18 protein-coding genes are annotated in these 17,663 nt (G+C 26.8%); 12 read left to right on the forward strand and 6 right to left on the reverse strand.

Translation table 11 applies throughout. The features are described from left to right. Nucleotides 1-30: 30 nt before the first annotated feature. The 5 genes from ACBT_RS08480 (at nucleotide 31) to nth (ending at nucleotide 3,736) form a co-directional block, all read left to right on the forward strand. Nucleotides 31-1,056 carry a replication endonuclease gene (locus ACBT_RS08480; protein ID WP_024775963.1) on the forward strand — a complete coding sequence of 342 codons (1,026 nt, stop codon included), beginning with the start codon at nucleotides 31-33 and terminating at the stop codon, nucleotides 1,054-1,056. A gap of 165 nt (nucleotides 1,057-1,221) precedes the next feature. Next, the gene (locus ACBT_RS08485; protein ID WP_024775962.1) at nucleotides 1,222-1,521 is read left to right on the forward strand and encodes a helix-turn-helix transcriptional regulator; all 300 of its coding nucleotides are present in this window, start codon (nucleotides 1,222-1,224) and stop codon (nucleotides 1,519-1,521) included. Further along, a complete protein-coding gene (locus ACBT_RS08490; RefSeq protein ID WP_024775961.1) occupies nucleotides 1,518-2,561 on the forward strand; it encodes a tyrosine-type recombinase/integrase in 1,044 nt (347 codons plus the stop codon). The genes ACBT_RS08485 and ACBT_RS08490 overlap by 4 nt, the downstream gene beginning before the upstream one ends. A 117-nt stretch (nucleotides 2,562-2,678) precedes the next feature. After that, a complete protein-coding gene (locus tag ACBT_RS08495) occupies nucleotides 2,679-3,089 on the forward strand; it encodes a hypothetical protein (protein WP_024775960.1) in 411 nt (136 codons plus the stop codon). After that, a complete protein-coding gene (gene nth / locus ACBT_RS08500) occupies nucleotides 3,089-3,736 on the forward strand; it encodes an endonuclease III (protein ID WP_024775959.1) in 648 nt (215 codons plus the stop codon). The genes ACBT_RS08495 and nth overlap by 1 nt, the downstream gene beginning before the upstream one ends. A gap of 1 nt (nucleotide 3,737) precedes the next feature. On the opposite strand, the gene uvrB is transcribed toward nth, so the two are convergent. Genes uvrB through greA form a run of 3 tightly spaced genes read right to left on the reverse strand, consistent with a single transcriptional unit; the run spans nucleotide 3,738 to nucleotide 6,917 of the window. Then, nucleotides 3,738-5,711 (reverse strand): excinuclease ABC subunit UvrB, encoded by a 1,974-nt coding sequence (gene uvrB / locus ACBT_RS08505; RefSeq protein ID WP_024775958.1) that lies wholly within the window; start codon nucleotides 5,709-5,711, stop codon nucleotides 3,738-3,740. Between the two features lie 20 nt (nucleotides 5,712-5,731). Further along, nucleotides 5,732-6,430, reverse strand: coding sequence for a UDP-2,3-diacylglucosamine diphosphatase (locus ACBT_RS08510; protein ID WP_024775957.1), 699 nt, complete (start codon nucleotides 6,428-6,430; stop codon nucleotides 5,732-5,734). A gap of 1 nt (nucleotide 6,431) precedes the next feature. Further along, complete coding sequence (greA, locus tag ACBT_RS08515; protein WP_024775956.1) at nucleotides 6,432-6,917, reverse strand: transcription elongation factor GreA; 486 nt, start codon at nucleotides 6,915-6,917, stop codon at nucleotides 6,432-6,434. A gap of 61 nt (nucleotides 6,918-6,978) precedes the next feature. Here greA and ACBT_RS08520 point away from each other — a divergent pair, with 61 nt between their 5' ends. Both ACBT_RS08520 and ACBT_RS08525 read left to right on the forward strand, forming a co-directional pair. Further along, the gene (locus ACBT_RS08520; protein ID WP_024775955.1) at nucleotides 6,979-7,629 is read left to right on the forward strand and encodes a ThiF family adenylyltransferase; all 651 of its coding nucleotides are present in this window, start codon (nucleotides 6,979-6,981) and stop codon (nucleotides 7,627-7,629) included. A 63-nt stretch (nucleotides 7,630-7,692) separates the two neighbouring features. Further along, the gene (locus ACBT_RS08525) at nucleotides 7,693-8,601 is read left to right on the forward strand and encodes a chemotaxis protein CheV (protein ID WP_024775954.1); all 909 of its coding nucleotides are present in this window, start codon (nucleotides 7,693-7,695) and stop codon (nucleotides 8,599-8,601) included. 39 nt (nucleotides 8,602-8,640) lie between these two features. On the opposite strand, the gene argH is transcribed toward ACBT_RS08525, so the two are convergent. Beyond that, entirely contained in the window at nucleotides 8,641-10,035 is a 1,395-nt protein-coding gene (gene argH, locus ACBT_RS08530; RefSeq protein WP_024775953.1) for an argininosuccinate lyase, read from the reverse strand. Nucleotides 10,036-10,121: 86 nt separating this feature from the next. On the opposite strand from argH, the gene ACBT_RS08535 reads away from it, so the two are divergent. Then, entirely contained in the window at nucleotides 10,122-11,369 is a 1,248-nt protein-coding gene (locus ACBT_RS08535; RefSeq protein ID WP_024775952.1) for a GGDEF domain-containing protein, read from the forward strand. A gap of 8 nt (nucleotides 11,370-11,377) precedes the next feature. On the opposite strand, the gene ACBT_RS08540 is transcribed toward ACBT_RS08535, so the two are convergent. Both ACBT_RS08540 and ACBT_RS08545 read right to left on the reverse strand, forming a co-directional pair. Further along, a complete protein-coding gene (locus ACBT_RS08540) occupies nucleotides 11,378-12,013 on the reverse strand; it encodes a CBS domain-containing protein (RefSeq protein WP_024775951.1) in 636 nt (211 codons plus the stop codon). A 73-nt stretch (nucleotides 12,014-12,086) separates the two neighbouring features. Further along, complete coding sequence (locus ACBT_RS08545) at nucleotides 12,087-13,028, reverse strand: NifU family protein (protein ID WP_024775950.1); 942 nt, start codon at nucleotides 13,026-13,028, stop codon at nucleotides 12,087-12,089. Nucleotides 13,029-13,254: 226 nt separating this feature from the next. Between ACBT_RS08545 and sufB the strand changes: the two genes are divergently transcribed. Genes sufB through ACBT_RS08565 form a run of 4 tightly spaced genes read left to right on the forward strand, consistent with a single transcriptional unit; the run spans nucleotide 13,255 to nucleotide 17,662 of the window. Beyond that, complete coding sequence (gene sufB, locus ACBT_RS08550) at nucleotides 13,255-14,691, forward strand: Fe-S cluster assembly protein SufB (RefSeq protein ID WP_024775949.1); 1,437 nt, start codon at nucleotides 13,255-13,257, stop codon at nucleotides 14,689-14,691. Between the two features lie 2 nt (nucleotides 14,692-14,693). After that, nucleotides 14,694-15,464, forward strand: coding sequence for a Fe-S cluster assembly ATPase SufC (sufC, locus tag ACBT_RS08555; RefSeq protein ID WP_024775948.1), 771 nt, complete (start codon nucleotides 14,694-14,696; stop codon nucleotides 15,462-15,464). Then, entirely contained in the window at nucleotides 15,451-16,482 is a 1,032-nt protein-coding gene (locus ACBT_RS08560; RefSeq protein ID WP_024775947.1) for a SufD family Fe-S cluster assembly protein, read from the forward strand. The genes sufC and ACBT_RS08560 overlap by 14 nt, the downstream gene beginning before the upstream one ends. Next, on the forward strand, nucleotides 16,475-17,662 hold the full coding sequence (locus tag ACBT_RS08565; protein WP_024775946.1) for an aminotransferase class V-fold PLP-dependent enzyme: 1,188 nt from the start codon (nucleotides 16,475-16,477) through the stop codon (nucleotides 17,660-17,662). The genes ACBT_RS08560 and ACBT_RS08565 overlap by 8 nt, the downstream gene beginning before the upstream one ends. Nucleotide 17,663 lies beyond the last annotated feature (1 nt).

Consider the following 17,663-nt stretch of genomic DNA (forward strand, 5'->3'; position numbering starts at 1 on the left):
ACTTATATAAACCCTTGCGAGGATATACAAATGAATTATACAGAAGAATTAATAAAGAATGAAATAGAAGATAAGAAGAAAAGCTCTGAGCATTGCTCAGAGTGTTCTTCTTTATCTTCCTTGACTACTTATAAAAAAGTTGTGGACATAAATAAAAAGAATAAAATTTATGGCTTAACTTTAAGTGACTACAATGAAGTTCAAGAAAAATTAAAAAAACAAAATAGTTTTTTGGAATATAACTATATTCATGACAAAATATCTAATACAAAAATCCCTTTAAAAGATTTAGTTATTTCAGCAAATCATAATCCAGATAGATACCATGCATTAATTCAAAATAGAATTAATACACTTTCTAATGAAGCAAAAGAAAAAGATCTATTTCCAATTTTTATGACTTTAACACTTCCGAGTGAATTTCATAAAATGAAAATGGATAAAAAAACTAATGCTTTAATTAAAAATCAAAAATACAATCATGTTACACCCAAAGAAGCAGTAAAATATTTAACAAAAATGTTTTCAAAACTAAGACATGATAGAAGTTTAAAAGAATTAACTAAAGATGAACGAATGTATTTTAGAGTAAATGAGCCACATAAAGATGGAACTCCACATACTCATATTTTACTATTTGTTCCAAAATCTAGTGTTGATAGAGTGGTTACAGCATTTAAAAGATTATTTGATGAAAAAGCTAATGATATTCAAACAGATATAAAAAATGCAACTTCTTATGTAATGAAATATATAAATAAAACATTACCACTATCTAAAAAAGCTAATTTATCGATAAAAGAGAAATACTTAAATGCATGGTATTGTAAAAATAGAATTATTAGATTTAATTGTAGTAAAACTTTAGCACCCCTTAGTCTTTACAGATTACTACATGAAAAATTTAGTTTAAAAGAATTAACTACTTTAGTTAAGAAAAAATCCTTAGCAATATTTGTGCTACAAACAAATAGAAATAAAATAATGGAAGTTTTTTTTGGTGATGAGCTTATTTACAAAAGAAGTGATAATTTTACAATTAGTAATGGCTTATAGATTTTGTTTTTGATTACTTTTTTTAAAAAGTAATATAAGGCGTAGCCGAGTGAAAAAAATAACTACTACCCAAAAAGCTACTTAGTAATTTAAAAATCTAACTTAATGTTAGTTTGTTGAAAATCGCAGATTTTCGCCTAAACAGATAAAAGGAGAATATATAAAATGAGTTTGGTTGATATATCATCTATAAATTTAATTCCCAAATTAGTAGATGAGATAAAAAGTTTAAAGAGTGAAGTTTTAGAATTAAAACAACAATTAAAACCAAATTATGATTTATCAAAAAGAGCTGGTGTAATGAAATATCTTAATATTTCAGATAGTACAGTTGCAAAATATATAAAAGAAGGTACATTTAAACAAGGTTATCATTACTATAGAGAATTAAAGGGAAGTAAATCTATAATTAGATTTGTAAGTGGTGCTATTGAAGAGTTCAAAAATCAAAGGATGAGAAAATGAAACTCTACAATAGAAACGGGATTTTATACATCTATTTAAATGGTGTTCGTAAAAGTAGCGGTTTAAAAGACACTCAAGAGAACCGAAAACTATTAACAAATCACCATAAAAATGATGAGTTCTATAAAAACTTTAATGTTATAACAAAAGATAAAACTATCATAGATTTTTGCGAAGAAGTTTTACAAGAAAAAGAAAACAAACTTCAACCAACAACTATGAGAACTTATTATAGTTTGTTGCGAAGTAGAATTATACCATTTTTTAATAAAAAGTATATTCACGAAGTAACACCTATAATGTTAAAAACTTGGTATTCAACTTTTAAAGATAAATCAACTTTAAACACTTGTGTTAATGGAATTTTAAAAAGTGCTTTTGAAAATGCAATTATAGAGGGGTATATAAAAACTAGCCCTTTTATAGTTAGTTTTCCAACATTAAAAAGTGATTATGAAATTAATCCTTTTAATCTAGAAGAGATAAATTTACTTTTAAAAAATTCTAATGGTTGGTTTAGAAACTTTTTAGGAATTGCTTTTTTTACTGGTGCAAGAACTGGTGAGCTATTAGCTCTTGAATGGAAAGATATTAATTTTACAGAAAATATCATTTCAATAAATAAAACTAGAACTATGGGTTTAACAAAAAGAGTAAAAACTAAAAGTAGTAAAAGAAATATTGATATTCTTTCCCAATGTGAAATATTTTTAAAACAGCAACAAAAAATCACTGGTCTTCAAACTAATGTATTTTATTCAAATAGAAATCAAAGTTTTGGTTCTAGTAGTAGCTTAGCAAATATTTGGAATAAATTATTAAAAAAATGTAATTTGGAGTATAGAAGTATTTATCAAACAAGACATAGTTTTGCTAGTAATATGTTGAGTAACAAAGAAGATATTTTTTGGGTATCTCAAATGCTAGGACATAAAAATATAAATATAACTAGTGAAAAGTATTCAAGATATATCAGAAGTTCAAGAGAAAGAAAAACTACTTTCTTGGATGAACAAAAATATTTATTTGCACAAATTTAGCACAATAAACTTTTAAATAGTCTTCACTTCATGCTTTGGTGTTAATTTTCTATTAATTTTATAAAGCTTTGATATAATCGTATTTCATTTTATTAATTAAATATAAAAAGGTCAAAAATGCAAGTTATTATTATCATTTCAATTTTTCTTATTATTACTACAATTATTATTTATAAGATAAATGATAAATTTGAAAAAAGAGAATTTATTATTTTATTAGCGACTATTCTTTTATCAACTATTGGCTTCTTATTTTACGAAAATAGCAAAGAAAACTATCTTCCAAATTTATTTCTAAATAAATATGAAAAAGAGAATAATATAAAAATAAAAAGTTTAGATTATGAACTTTTAAATAATAAAGTAGTATCAAGTAAAGATGAATTTATCTATAAATTTACATATACAATCATTAAAGAAAACAGCGAATATTTATGTACATTAGATAATGTAAAAATAAATAAAATAAAAGATGAATACATCTTTATAAATTTTTCTGAATTAAAAGAGGAGTGTTTGAAAAAATAATGAAAAAAGCTACAAAAGAAGATATAAATATTATTAAAGAGGCATTCTTAGAAAATTACAAAGATGCAGTTACAGAACTTAATTATAAAAATGACTATGAACTTTTAATAGCAATTATTTTATCAGCACAATGCACAGATAAAAGAGTAAACATAATAACTCCGGCTCTTTTTGAAAAATATCCAAGTGTAAAAGAGCTAAGTATTGCAAATCTTGAGGATGTAAAGAAGCTTATAAATTCTTGCTCTTTTTTCAATAACAAAGCACAAAATATAATAAAAATGGCACAAAGTGTTATGAAAAACTATGAAGGTCAAATTCCACATGATCAAAAAGAGTTAATGAAACTAGCAGGAGTTGGAAATAAAACAGCAAATGTTTTTATGATTGAATACAAACAAGAAAATCTTATGGCTGTTGATACACATGTTTTTAGAGTATCTCATAGACTTGGTCTTAGCTATGAAAAAACTGTTGAAAAAACAGAAGCTGAACTGGTAAAAAAACTAAAAGGTGATGATTTACATATTTTTCATCAAGCGATGGTTTTATTTGGAAGATATATTTGCAAAGCAGTAAAACCAGAATGTGATAAGTGTTACTTTCCACATGTTTGTAAAACTAAGCAGAGTTTTAAACCTGCTTAATTTACATATCTTTATATTTTGCTATCTCATCTCGAAGTCTAATAGCCTCTTCAAAATTTAAATCAGCTGCAGCTTTTTTCATCTGTTTATTTAATTCTATTAATATTTTCTTTCTTTCAGCTGCTGGCATTTTTTCTAATCTTTGTTTTTTAAGCGCAACTGAATCATACTCTTCAACTTTTAAATTTTGGTCAAGTTTTCTTGTAGTTGATTTTGGTGTAATATTATGTTCTTTATTAAACTCTTCTTGAAGTTTTCTTCTTCTATTTGTTTCATCAATAGCAAATTGCATTGAAGCTGTAATTTTTTTGGCAAATAAAATTACCCTTCCTTCTTCATTTCTTGCAGCTCTTCCTATTGTTTGAATTAAAGATGTTTTACTTCTTAAAAATCCCTCTTTATCTGCATCAAGTATTGCAACAAGAGAAGTTTCTGGAATATCTAGTCCTTCTCTTAAAAGATTAATTCCTATTAAAACATCAAAAGTACCAAGTCTTAACTCTCTTATGATTTGATTTCTTTCTATTGCATCAATCTCAGAGTGCATATATTTTACTTTTATTCCTAAATCAGCATAATAGCTTGCCAACTCTTCTGCCATTTTTTTAGTTAAAACTGTAACCAATACCCTTTGATTTTTTGCAATTACTTTTTTTATCTCATCATGAAGTTTTTCTACTTGGAACTCACTATCAACAATATCTATAACAGGATCAAGTAAACCTGTTGGTCTTATTATTTGTTCTGCCACAACTGAGCTTAACTCTAATTCAAGCTCATTTGGAGTTGCACTTACAAAAATATAATTTGGAGCTTTATTTATAAATTCATCAAATTTCAAAGGTCTATTATCAAGAGCACTTGGAAGCCTAAATCCATACTCTACTAAAACTTCTTTTCTACTTCTATCAGCTACATGCATTCCTCTAAATTGAGATAAAGATACATGTGACTCATCAACAACAAGTAAAAAATCTTTATCCATTTGAGCAAAATAATCAAGTAAAGAGTAAGGTGTCTCACCTGGTTTTAAGCCTGTTAGATGCCTCGCATAGTTTTCAATTCCTTTACACATTCCAGTTGCTTCAATCATCTCCAAATCAAACTCAACTCTTTGTTTTAATCTTTGATACTCTACAAGTTTATTTTCACTTTGAAAATAGTTTAATCTATCTTCAAGTTCTTCTTCAATTTCTTTAACTGCTCTTGCTAAATTATCTTGAGTAACAACAAAAGGATTAACCGAATAAATTATTATCTCTTTTAAATCTTTTACTTTTGTATTTGTAAGATATTCATGTTTTGTGATACTTTCTACCTCATCACCAAAAAACTCAACTCTAATAAATTCATCTTCATAGTATGCTGGAAAAATATCTATCACATCTCCATTTACTCTAAAATCTGCTCTATCAAAAAATTTATCATTTCTTTTGTAACCCATTTCTATTAACTTTAATAAAAATGATTTTTGACTATATTCAAATCCAACTTCAATTCTTTGTACCATAGCTTTATACTCAGTTGGATTTCCTAAACCATAGTTTGCAGAAACAGATGCTATAACAATAACATCATCAAATGATAAAAGAGAAGCTGTTGCACTAAGTCTTAATCTTTCCAATTCATCATTTATAGAACTATCTTTTTCTATAAACAAATCACTTCTTGGAATATAAGCTTCTGGTTGATAATAATCATAGTATGAAATGAAATATTCGACATGATTGTTAGGAAAAAACTGTTTAAATTCACTATAAAGCTGAGCTGCTAACGTTTTGTTATGAGTCATAATAAGAGTTGGTTTTTGAACTTTTTCTATAACTTTTGCAATAGTATAAGTTTTTCCACTTCCTGTAACTCCCAAAAGTGTGTTGTACTGATTTCCTGCTTCAATACTTTTTGTCAAAGCTTCAATAGCTTTTGGTTGATCTCCACTTGGAGAATATTCACTTACTACTTCAAATTTTGCCAAATTCTTTCCTTTTATTTCGCCTATAATTTTTCATTTAAAAAAATTTTATTCTTGAATCTTGTAAAACTTTTTTGACAACAAAGAGATGGTATATTTATATAAGTTTTATTATCTAAGTTATAAGTTTTTGCCTGATGATAATGGCCTTCAATAATAATATCTTCACTATAATTTCTTACTCTTTTTTTTACTAAATTTTCAAAATAATTCAGATTGTGACAAATATTTTTATTTTGTAAAGTAATTTCTATTTTTTTTGATAAAAAGAATCCAATATCTAAAATATTTAGAAATTTCAAAAAATAGCTATTTCTTATTATTTTACAATATAAATTATAATGCCAATTTATAAAATTGTCTCCGTGTGAAAGTGCAATTTTTTTATCATTTAAAGTTAAAATTAAAGGCTGTTTATCTCTTTTTATCACCCTTATTTTAGGAAATAATTTTGAAAGATTATAATCGTGATTTCCTTCTAAATAATATATTTCAAAACTATCTGACAGACTATTTAAAAGCTTTACAATATCTGAATTTTCTTTTTTAAAATAAGTTATTTCATGGCATAAAAAATCAAAATTATCACCCATTAAAAATATTTGAGAAACAACTATCTCTTTACTTTCTATTTTTTCTAAAATATATTTAAACTCTTGATTTTTTTTATTGTAATGAGAGTCTGCTATAAAAATAGCATTCTCTTTTAAAGTAAGATTCAATTTATAGCTCTATCTCTTTGTAGTATACTTTTAAAACTTCAAAAGTTTTAACTCCACCAGGAAGTGTTGCATTAAATTCATCACCTTCAATTTTTCCCATAAGCTGTTTTGCCAATGGTGAGTTAAAAGAGATAAATCCTTTTTCAACATTTGACTCAACTCCACCAACTATTGTATATGTGAACTCTTCTTCACTATCAACATCAAGTAAATCAATAGTCGAGCCAAAACTAACTCTATCATGCGGTAAAGTAGATGGATCAACAATAACTGCTTTTGAAATTATATTACTTAGTTCAGCTACTTGAACATCTATTAATTTTAATTTCTCTTTTGCAGAGTGATATTCAGCATTCTCTTTTAAATCTCCAAGTTGTCTTGCTTCATCAAGAGCAACTACTGTTCTTGGTCTTTCAACACTTTTTAAAAAGTCCAAGTCACCAGTTACTTTATTATAACCAGAAAGAGTCATTGGTTCTTTATCCATAACATCTCCAATAAATATTTTTGTGTTATAATAGCCAAAAATTAGTAAAGAAGATTTAAATATGCAATATAATAGAACAAAAATGCTTTTTGGAGAAGAAGCTTTCAAAAAATTCCAAGAAACAAAGATAATTATTTTTGGTGTTGGTGGAATAGGAAGCTTTGCACTTGATGCTTTATATAATACTGGAATTACAAATATTACTATAGTTGATTTTGATACTTATGAACCTTCAAATCAAAATAGACAATTAGGAAGTCATGGGAATATAGGTAGAGTAAAAGTCGAAGTTTTAAAAGAAAGATATCCTAATTTAACACCTATTTGTGTAAAAGTTACTCCTGAATGGATAGATAATTTTGATTTTTCTTCTTACGATTATATTCTAGATGCAATCGATGATGTTACACCAAAGGTTCATCTAATAAAAAAACACTTCACAAAAGTTATTAGTACTGGCGGGGGAGCAAAAAGAATAGATCCAACAAAAATTGAATATAAATCAATTTGGGAAACATACAACGATAAATTTATAAAAAAAGTAAGAGAAGAGTTAAAAAAACAAGGCTTTAAAAAGAAGTTTAAAGTAATTTTTTCAACTGAAGTTCCACTATGTGTTGACAAAGGTAGTTTTGAAGGAGTTACAGCCTCTTTTGGATTAATGATGGCGTCTGTAACTATTCAAAAAATTGTTAAGAAACTGAAAAAATAACTTAAAGTTACTCAAAGTTTAAAACTTATATAATAATTGACTTATACTTTAAAAAGGATTTACATGAGCGGTATTAGTGGTAGTGTTGAGCAAATGACACAGGGACATTTAAGAAATGTTCAACAATTAGCAGTATTTTACACTGGTCATAATAACATTTACGCAATAAACATAGCAAAAGTTAAAGCTTTTATAATAACTGAAGAAGTTGCAATAAATGACACTCCAAGAGATACAGACGTTATTGCAGGAATTGCTACAATTAGAGGGGAGCCTGTTACTTTAATAAATTTAGATGCTTGGCTTGGGCAAACACCTTTAGAAATAAAAGACTATAAACTTATAATTTTCTGTGAATTTAATCATAAAAAAATTGGTTTTTTAATCAAAGATATGCTTGATATAGTAGAAAAAACAACTCAAGATTTAAGACATACAGAAGAGACAAATTCAAAAATAACTTATACAACTTATGTGAAAGTAAACAACAAAGATGAACTTTGTACTGTATTTAATGCTGAACAACTTCTAAGAGACATCAAATGGACTGATGATGGTGAAGATGATGTTAGAAAATATGTTGAAGGAAGAATTGAATCTTCAAAAATTGTTCTAGCAGCTGAAGATTCAGGGGTTGCAAGAGAAGTATTAACAAAGTTTTTTAAACAAACTGGAGTAAAATATGAGATCTATGCAAATGGAACTTTACTTCTACAAAGAGTTGAAGAATTAAATCCAGAACAAATAGGTATGATTTTAACAGATATTGAAATGCCGGGAACAGACGGTTATCAAGTGGCATCTTTCATAAAAAATAATAAAAAATTTGAACATATTCCTGTTATTGTAAACTCATCAATGACAACAGATGCTGTAAGAGGGAAAATGAATCAAATTGGAGTTGAAGGTTTTGTTGGTAAAACAGATATTAACTCTTTATATGATTTAACAAAAAAATTCTTAATAAAATAATATTCAAAACATAAAAGTTAAGGAATTAATCCTTAACTTTTACTTTTCACTTTTTAACCAATTTTTAAAACCTTCAACTTGCTTTTCAGTCTCTAAAGTAGATGTACCACCAAAAGAGTTTCTACTATTCATTGAATTTTTTAAACTTAAATATGAAACTATCTCTTCATCTATATTTGCTAACTCATTAGACGATGTTCTAATCTCATTTATATTTAATTCACTAATATCTTTATTTAAGCTATTTGCTTTTTCTACAACCTCTTTTGTAAGATAGTAAGCTTCTCTAAAAGGCATATTTTGTTTTTGAACTAAATAATCAGCCAAATCAGTAGCTGTTAAGTGCCCTATTTTACATGCATTTGCCATATTTCCTACATTTACAATCATAGTTTTAATTACTTCATTTAAAATTGAAAGTGAAATTTCAATAGTTTCAACAGAATCAAAAACTCCCTCTTTATCCTCTTGAGTATCCTTATTATAAGCTAGTGGTAAAGATTTCATCACTGTTAAAAGTGAAATTAAATTTCCATACACACGTCCTGTTTTTCCTCTTAGAAGTTCAGGTACATCTGGATTTTTCTTTTGTGGCATGATTGAGCTTGTTGTTGCATACATATCACTCATTCTTACAAATCTAAACTCGTAAGACGACCATAAAATAAGCTCTTCAGAAATTCTACTTATATGCATCATTGTAGTACTTATATTGAATAAAAGTTCTAATGCAAAATCTCTATTTGAAACGCTATCCATAGCATTTTGAGTTGGACCATAAAATCCTAAAAGCTCTGCTGTTTTAAATCTATCAATATTATGAGGTGTTCCAGCAAGTGCAGCACTTCCTAAAGGCGAATAGTTATTTCTTTCAAAAGAAGAGCCAAATCTTTCAAAATCTCTTTTAAACATATTTGCATAAGCCATCATATGATATCCAAAATTAATAGGCTGAGCGTGTTGTAAATGTGTCATTCCAGGCATTAATGTAGTTGTATGTTTTGAAGCAAGATCAACAAAAGTAGAAATCAACTCTTTTATTTGAGACTGAATAGATTTTGTTTTTTCTTGAACATATAAAGTAAAATCTGTACAAACTTGATCGTTTCTACTTCTTGCAGTATGTAATCTCTTTCCTGCATCACCAATAATTTCTGTAAGTCTATTCTCTACAGCCATATGAATATCTTCATATTCCAAAGAGAATTTAAATTCACCACTTTCAATTTCATTTAAAACTTGTAAAAGACCTTTTTCTATTTGATTTTGTTCTTCTACAGTTATAATATTTTGTAAAGCTAACATTTTAGAATGAGCGATTGAACCTCTAATATCTTGAGAATAAAGTTTTTTATCAAACATAATCGAAGCATTAAATAAATCTAATAATTCTGCATTTGTGTTTTTTAAAATTTGGTTATTTTTTTTTGACATATTTTAATTCCTATTGAATTTTATTAAGGTTTTATTATATCATAAATGGTTATAATCTATAACTTTTAAAACTTTAAGGCTTTAGCTTGAAAAATATTAAAGATATAACAAAAAATACATTAGCAAGTTTATCTAAAAACAATATTGCTACAACTCCAGAAAATTATTTTATTGAATTCAACGAGCAAGCCAAAAAATTTGATTCAAATTTTGAAGAATTAGATTTATTTGAAGTTCTAAAAAACTCTATATCTGAAGTAGAGAAAGAAGAATTAGAACCAAAATCTTATAACGACTTAGCCAAAATACTTCAAAAAAGAGTATCTGCAGAAGAATTAAAAAAATTGGTAGTAGCACTAAATGATATTTTAAAACCTTCTGTGAACTTTGATATGCTTGAAGAAATAGAAAAGTTTATTACAAAACTTTTAGAAAGACCAAAAGATTTAACTTCAAGTGATTCTATAAAAACTCTTAAAAAACTATCTAAACAAAGAGTTACAAATGATAGACAAGTACTAAAAGAAAAAACTGATGATATCATGAAACTAACATCTTTAATGAGTAGATATTTTGATAAAACATTAACTGATGGAGTTAATTCAAATGAAGAAATTATCAAAATAAAAGATGAATTAGTAGCACTTGACATATCAAAATTTTCACATAGAGAATTAAGAATTGTTCAAAAAAAATTGATTGATACAATTTTCAAAATTGAAACTGCATTAAGTGAAAATAAAAAAATATTATCTAATAACAAAGAGAGATTTGATTATTTAAATAGACAAATAGAAGAACTTCAAAAGGAGTTATCTTTAGTAAAAGAAGAGCATCAAATTGATTATTTAACATCTTTACTAAATAGAAGAGCTTATGATTATGAAGTTGAAAAAATGGAACGAAAATATCAAGTTTTTAACTCTAATTTCGCAATAGTATTTTATGATATTGACCACTTTAAAGATATAAATGATAAATATGGTCATGCTTGTGGTGATGCTGTATTAAAAAGTTTTGCAAGAATTTTAAAAGATCTTACTAGAAAAGAAGATGTTATTGCAAGATATGGAGGAGAAGAATTTGTTGCATTAGTTCATTATCAAGATGAAATTGAAGTTTCAAGATATATAAAAAGAGTTAAAAATACTATAAGAGATACTGACTTTATATATAGCAATAATAAAATAAAAATTACTTTCTCTGCTGGTATTAGCTTTAGAAATAAATATGAGAGTTTTTTTGAAGCAAAAAAACATGCAGATGATCTACTATATAAAGCGAAGAATCAAGGAAGAGATATTATCTTTTTAGATAACAGTCAAGAGTTATAAAAAATAGTTTAACTCCAAATCTCTAGCTGAGGGATACATGACATTGCTTTAAAAATATAACTTTTTGAAATTATCCCTTTTAAAGTTCCCTCTTCATTAACTACAGGCATTACTCCAACCTCAAAATCAAACATTATTTTTACAACATCTCGTAACTCAGCATCAGGAGTTGTTGCAATAATTTCAGGAAAATTAATTTCTCTTAATCTTCTATTTAAAAGTATATTAGGCTCATCTAAATTTTGAATCAATAAAGATAAAATAAACTTTGCATCTATTATTCCAACTATTTTCTTATCCAAAGTTGTAACTGGAATTTGTCCAGTTTTTTTATCTTTTAAAAGCTCATAAGCTTCTCTTACTGTATGACTATTATCAATGTATAATACATCTTGAACCATAATATCTCTTACATAAAAAAAATTATTTGATTGATTAATTTGTGAAATTTTTTTGTAAGAGGATAAAAACTGCTCTTCTTTTTTTTTATTACTATTACTATCTTGTTCTTTTTTAAAATCTTTTATAGAACCTTCTTCAGGATTAAATGTAAATTTTGTACTTTCATTAACATTCTTTACATTATATAAATTCTCAGTTGAGCCTTTATAATCTACAATTCCATTGTTATATATTGTAAACATATTAATCCTTTCAGTAAAGTAGTTAATAATAGTAAAAAATAGCTTTTTATACTATTAATTATATAACATCAATTTATATAGGTAGAACTCTTATATTTTCATCAATTTTTCTTTGTAAAATTGATTCAATTGCATATAAAGTTCCCATACTTCCAGCACTACAACCACTACAAGCACCTAGATATCTTATATATAAATCATAATGTGGAGCAGATTCTACTATATCCAATATTTCCATATTACCACCGTCCATAATTAACATTGGTCTTATATCTTCATCTAAAACATCTTCAATAAGCTCAATTTTTTGCTCTTTTATCATATTTGAAAATGTGGAATTAATGTAACTTGGTTCCTCTTTATTAGCTTCTTTAATTTCTTCAAGAGTTTGTTCTAAAATATCTACTAGGTATATCTCTTTTGGTTCTAAACCACCCTCTTTTATACATGATTTACAAAATATTCCAGCTTTTGTTATATTTCCTATCTCTTCAACTGTTGTTATTGAAAATTCTTTTATAGCGTCTTTTACATTTTTTAATGTAACTCTTGCACATTCACAAACAATATAATCATCTTCAAAATCATTCATATCTCTTTTTTCAGAGTTTAACGCCGCTTTTTTTAAAACAACAAAATTTGTAAATTTTTCATGTAGTTCTGTTATTCCAAGTGCTGGAATTTGTGGTTCATCTCTTAATGCAAATTCAACATCTGTCTTAAACAAATTTGCAACTTTCTCTACGCTTTTAAATATACAAAGTTCTGTCATCATATCATTTAATGCCAATAACAAACCACCAGTAAATGATTTAAATTTTGCTCTTACAATAATATTATCTTTGTTTACGGCCCAATACATTCTTATTGTATCAGCACCATTTGTTTCAAAATCAGCGACAACCAATCGACAACCTAAATCTCTCGCCTCACTTCTTGAAATTTCACCAATATTTTTTGGATCGTTTATTCTATCTTCTATTTTTTTTGAGTAATTCACTTCTTTTTGTTCCATTATAGAATTTCCATTATTTATTTAATATTTTTGATATTTTATAAAATATAGGATAAATTTTGTCTTAATTATAAAATACCATAAATTGGTACTTTTTTAAGATAAAATTAAATATTTTTACTATTTATCAGTTTTTATGTCTTTACATTATATACTTATTTTGATATTATTCGAATTAGGACAATATTAGTCTTAATTAAAATCAAATAAATTTTACGGAGAAGTCATGAGTGAAAACCAACAAATACATGACATTATAAACACTGATTATAAACTTGGCTTTGAAACTTTAGTACAAAGTGATACTTTTGCAAAAGGTTTAAATGAAGATGTTATAAGAGCTATTAGTGCAAAAAAAGAAGAGCCTGAGTTTTTACTTGAGTTTAGACTTAAAGCTTATGAAAAATGGCTTAAAATGGAAGAGCCTACTTGGACAAATTTAGAATATCCAAAAATAGATTATCAAGATTACGCATACTATTCAGCACCTAAAAAACCTCTTGGTTCTTTAGAAGAAGTTGATCCTGAAATTTTAAAAACTTATGAAAAACTAGGAATTCCACTTGAAGAGCAAAAAATGCTTGCTGGTGTTGCAGTTGATGCTGTGTTCGATTCTGTTTCTATAAAAACTACTTACCAAGAAGAGCTTGAAAAATTAGGAATTATATTTTGCTCTATTAGTGAAGCATCTCATAGATTTCCAGAACTTGTAAAAACATACTTAGCAAGTGTCGTTCCTGTAACAGATAATTATTTTGCTTGTTTAAATAGTGCAGTTTTTACAGATGGAAGTTTTGTATATATTCCAAAAAATACAAGATGTCCTATGGAACTTTCAACTTATTTTAGAATAAATGCTTTAAATACAGGGCAATTTGAAAGAACTCTAATTATTTGTGATGAGGGAAGTTATGTTTCATACAATGAAGGATGTTCTGCTCCAAGTAGAGATGATAGACAACTTCATGCTGCTGTTGTTGAATTAGTTGCACTTAAAAATGGTCATATAAAATATTCAACTATTCAAAACTGGTATCCCGGAGATGATGAAGGTAAAGGTGGAATCTTAAACTTTGTTACAAAAAGAGCTTTATGCAAAGGTGATAATTCAAAAGTATCTTGGACACAAGTTGAAACTGGTTCAAGTATTACATGGAAATATCCTTCATGTGTTCTTCAAGGTGACAATAGTGTAGGAGAATTTTACTCTGTTGCTGTTACTTCAAGAGCTCAACAAGCAGATACTGGCACAAAAATGATTCATTTAGGTAAAAATACTAAGTCTACAATCATTTCAAAAGGTATTTCTGCTATGAAGGGTATAAATGCTTACAGAGGACAAGTAAGAGTTGGAAAAAATGCTCACAATGCTAGAAACATATCAGAGTGTGACTCTTTACTAATTGGTCACAAATCTCAAGCGCATACATATCCTTATCATGAGATTAGAAATAGTAGTGCAAATATTGAGCATGAAGCAACTACATCTAAAATATCAGATGAACAACTATTTTATTTAAATCAACGAGGAATAGATGAAGAAGATGCTATTGCTATGATTGTAAATGGTTTTTGTAAAGAAGTTTTAAAAGAGTTACCAATGGAGTTTGCTGCTGAAGCAAAAGAGTTATTAAGTATTTCATTAGAAGGAAGTGTGGGTTAATTATGAGTAAAGAAGTATTATTAAAAATTGAAGATTTAAAAGTAAATATAAACAATAATGAGATTTTAAAAGGATTAAATTTAGAGATAAAACCAGGTGAAATTCACGCACTTATGGGAGTAAATGGAGCTGGTAAATCTACTTTAGTTAAAACTTTAGCAGCTCATTACGACTGTGAAGTTACTGGTGGTAAAGTTACATTTAAAAACAAAGATTTATTAGAAATGGATGTTTCAACAAGAGCAAATGAGGGAATTTTTATGAGTTTTCAAAGTCCTGTTGAAGTTCCTGGAGTTAATAATAGCTATTTTTTAAGAACAGCGATGAATGCAAAAAGAGCTTATGAAGGAAAAGAAGAGCTTGATGCAATGCAATTTCTTAAACTTGTAAAAGAAGAAACTAATAAATTTGATATTGATAGAAAACTATTACAAAGAGATTTAAATGATGGATTTAGTGGTGGAGAGAAAAAAAGAAATGAACTTGTTCAACTTTTAATGCTAAACCCTGATTTGATCATGCTAGATGAAATTGATAGTGGACTTGATGTTGATGCTATTAAAATAGTTGCAAATGTTATAAACTCTATGCTTGATGGTAAAAAATCTATTCTTATGATTACTCACTATGATAGACTTTTAGAACTTATAAAACCAGATTTTGTTCATATTTTAAGTGATGGAAAAATAGCTAAAACTGGAGATTATAGTTTAGCTTTAGAACTAGATGAGAAAGGTTTTGAAGCATTAGGAATAAACAATGCAAATAGCTAATATAAAAGATTTAAATCTACCTTCAAAAAAAGAAGAAGAGTTTTTAAAGATAGATTTTGCATCTTTATTTGACTTTGATTTTAAAGCTCATAAAGTTTTATCTTTTGATTTAGATTTAAATTCTGTAAATGATACAGAAGATTATGAATCAAAGCTTTTTTCTATTGCAAATAGCTTTGACAATAACAAAAAAGTTTTAACTATAAAAGAAAATTTACAAGAGCCTTTAGTAATTGTAAATAATTTAAAAGTAGATTCAACTGTTTTTACAAACAACCTTTTAATAGAAATTAAAAGTGGAATAAAAGCAAGCATTATTGAAGTTTTTGTTTCAAATTCAAAAGATGCTTCACTTTTTGCAAATAGAACAATAAAATTAGAGAAAGATGCTTCTTTGGAATATGCAAAAATTCAAGATATTAATCTTTCTAATTCTCTTGTTTTTTGTTGTAAATCAGTTCAAGATGACAAGTCAAATTTAGAGATTTCAAACTTTGAATTAGCAGATGGATTTGTTGTAAATAGTTTTGAAAATAAAATTAATTCTGTTGAAGTAAATTATGAGTTAAATGGTTTAAATAAATTAAGAAACAGTGCAAACTGCTCAACATTAGTAAAAACAACTCATAATAATCAAAGTTCAAGAAGTAATATAAATTACAAAAATTCTTTACTAGATTCAAGTAGAGCTGTAGTTAAAATCAAATCTATTGTTACACAAAAAGGTCTTTACTCAAAAGCTTTCCAAAACTGTAATTCAATTCTATTAAGTGATGATGCTGTTATTTTTGCTCAACCATTTTTAGAGATTTTTATAGATGAGTTAGAAGCTAGTCATGGAACAACAACTGGAACATTAAACAAAGACCAACTTTTATATCTTCAAAGTAGAGGAATTAGTAAAGAGCAATCTTATGAAATACTTTTAGAAGCATTTGAAAACTCTATAAAAGATAATATTAAAGATGAAAAAATTAAACAATTTATAGAAGAGTATAAAAAAGAAAACTATGTATAAAAAAGATTTTCCATATTTTAGTAACTCAAATAGTGTTTATTTAGACAATGGGGCAACGACTCAAAAGCCTCAAGCTGTAATTGGTGCAACAGTCGATTACTACTCAAAATATTGTTCAAATACACACAGAAGTAGTTTTGGAGATGCAAATAAATCTACAACAGAGTTTGAAAACACAAGAGAAGTTTTAAGAAGATTTATAAATGCAAATAAAAAAGAAGAAATAATTTTTACAAAAGGGGTAACTGAAAGTATAAATTTCATAGCCTCTTCTTTTGCAAGAAGATTTAAAACAATCATCATCTCAAGTCTTGAGCACCACGCAAATATTGTGCCTTGGCATATGCAAAATAGAACTTTAGGAAATGGTCTTGAAGTTGTAAATTGTAATGAAAATTTAGATTTTGATTTTACTCATTTTGAAGAACTTTTAAAATCAAATCCAAACTCTTTTGTAAGTATTGCTCACGTAACAAATGCTTTTGGAAAAGTTCATGATATAAAAAGAATTATCTCTTTAGCTCACTCTTACAACTGCCCTATTTTAATAGATGGTGCTCAAAGTTTAAGTAGTTTTAAAATAGATGTTCAAGAACTTGACTGTGATTTTTTTGCCATTTCAGGACACAAAACTTTTGGACCAACTGGAGTTGGAGCTATTTATATAAAAGAAAAATTTCATGATTTAGTAGAACCTTATCAAACAGGTGGAGCTGTAATAAATATTGTTGATTTAGAAAAAGGGAGTACTTTTTTACCAAGTCCATATAAATTTGAAGCTGGAACTCAAAATATTGCAGGAGTTATTGCATTTTCTAAAGCTTTAGAATATGTAGAAAATATTGGATATGAAACAATACAAAAAAGAAAAAAAGAACTTTTAGAATACCTTGATAGTGAACTTAGAAAACTTCCCGATATAATATTTTATAATGATTTAAAAGATTGTAGTGGAACTAGAAGTTTCAACTTTAAAGGTATCATGCATGATGATATTTCAATATTACTTGACAAACTAAAAGTTGCAGTTAGAGTTGGTCATCATTGTGCCCAACCAATTATGAAAAAACTTGGAGTAAAAGGGACTATAAGAGTTAGCCTTGCTTTTTATAATGATTTTGAAGATATTGATAAACTTATGGTTGCTCTTAAAAAAGCACTTTCTATGTTAAAGGATTAAA

The sequence above is a fragment of the Aliarcobacter cibarius genome (assembly GCF_013372265.1).
Lineage (GTDB): Bacteria > Campylobacterota > Campylobacteria > Campylobacterales > Arcobacteraceae > Aliarcobacter > Aliarcobacter cibarius.

Coding starts and splice junctions, on each gene's coding strand:
- ACBT_RS08520 (WP_024775955.1), top strand. CDS start 6,979: ATGCAATATAATAGAACAAAAATGCTTTTTGGAGAAGAAGCTTTCAAA.
- nth (WP_024775959.1), top strand. CDS start 3,089: ATGAAAAAAGCTACAAAAGAAGATATAAATATTATTAAAGAGGCATTC.
- ACBT_RS08495 (WP_024775960.1), top strand. CDS start 2,679: ATGCAAGTTATTATTATCATTTCAATTTTTCTTATTATTACTACAATT.
- ACBT_RS08565 (WP_024775946.1), top strand. CDS start 16,475: ATGTATAAAAAAGATTTTCCATATTTTAGTAACTCAAATAGTGTTTAT.
- ACBT_RS08560 (WP_024775947.1), top strand. CDS start 15,451: ATGCAAATAGCTAATATAAAAGATTTAAATCTACCTTCAAAAAAAGAA.
- ACBT_RS08480 (WP_024775963.1), top strand. CDS start 31: ATGAATTATACAGAAGAATTAATAAAGAATGAAATAGAAGATAAGAAG.
- argH (WP_024775953.1), bottom strand. CDS start 10,035: ATGTCAAAAAAAAATAACCAAATTTTAAAAAACACAAATGCAGAATTA.
- ACBT_RS08540 (WP_024775951.1), bottom strand. CDS start 12,013: ATGTTTACAATATATAACAATGGAATTGTAGATTATAAAGGCTCAACT.
- ACBT_RS08525 (WP_024775954.1), top strand. CDS start 7,693: ATGAGCGGTATTAGTGGTAGTGTTGAGCAAATGACACAGGGACATTTA.
- ACBT_RS08485 (WP_024775962.1), top strand. CDS start 1,222: ATGAGTTTGGTTGATATATCATCTATAAATTTAATTCCCAAATTAGTA.
- ACBT_RS08545 (WP_024775950.1), bottom strand. CDS start 13,028: ATGGAACAAAAAGAAGTGAATTACTCAAAAAAAATAGAAGATAGAATA.
- greA (WP_024775956.1), bottom strand. CDS start 6,917: ATGGATAAAGAACCAATGACTCTTTCTGGTTATAATAAAGTAACTGGT.
- sufC (WP_024775948.1), top strand. CDS start 14,694: ATGAGTAAAGAAGTATTATTAAAAATTGAAGATTTAAAAGTAAATATA.
- sufB (WP_024775949.1), top strand. CDS start 13,255: ATGAGTGAAAACCAACAAATACATGACATTATAAACACTGATTATAAA.
- ACBT_RS08490 (WP_024775961.1), top strand. CDS start 1,518: ATGAAACTCTACAATAGAAACGGGATTTTATACATCTATTTAAATGGT.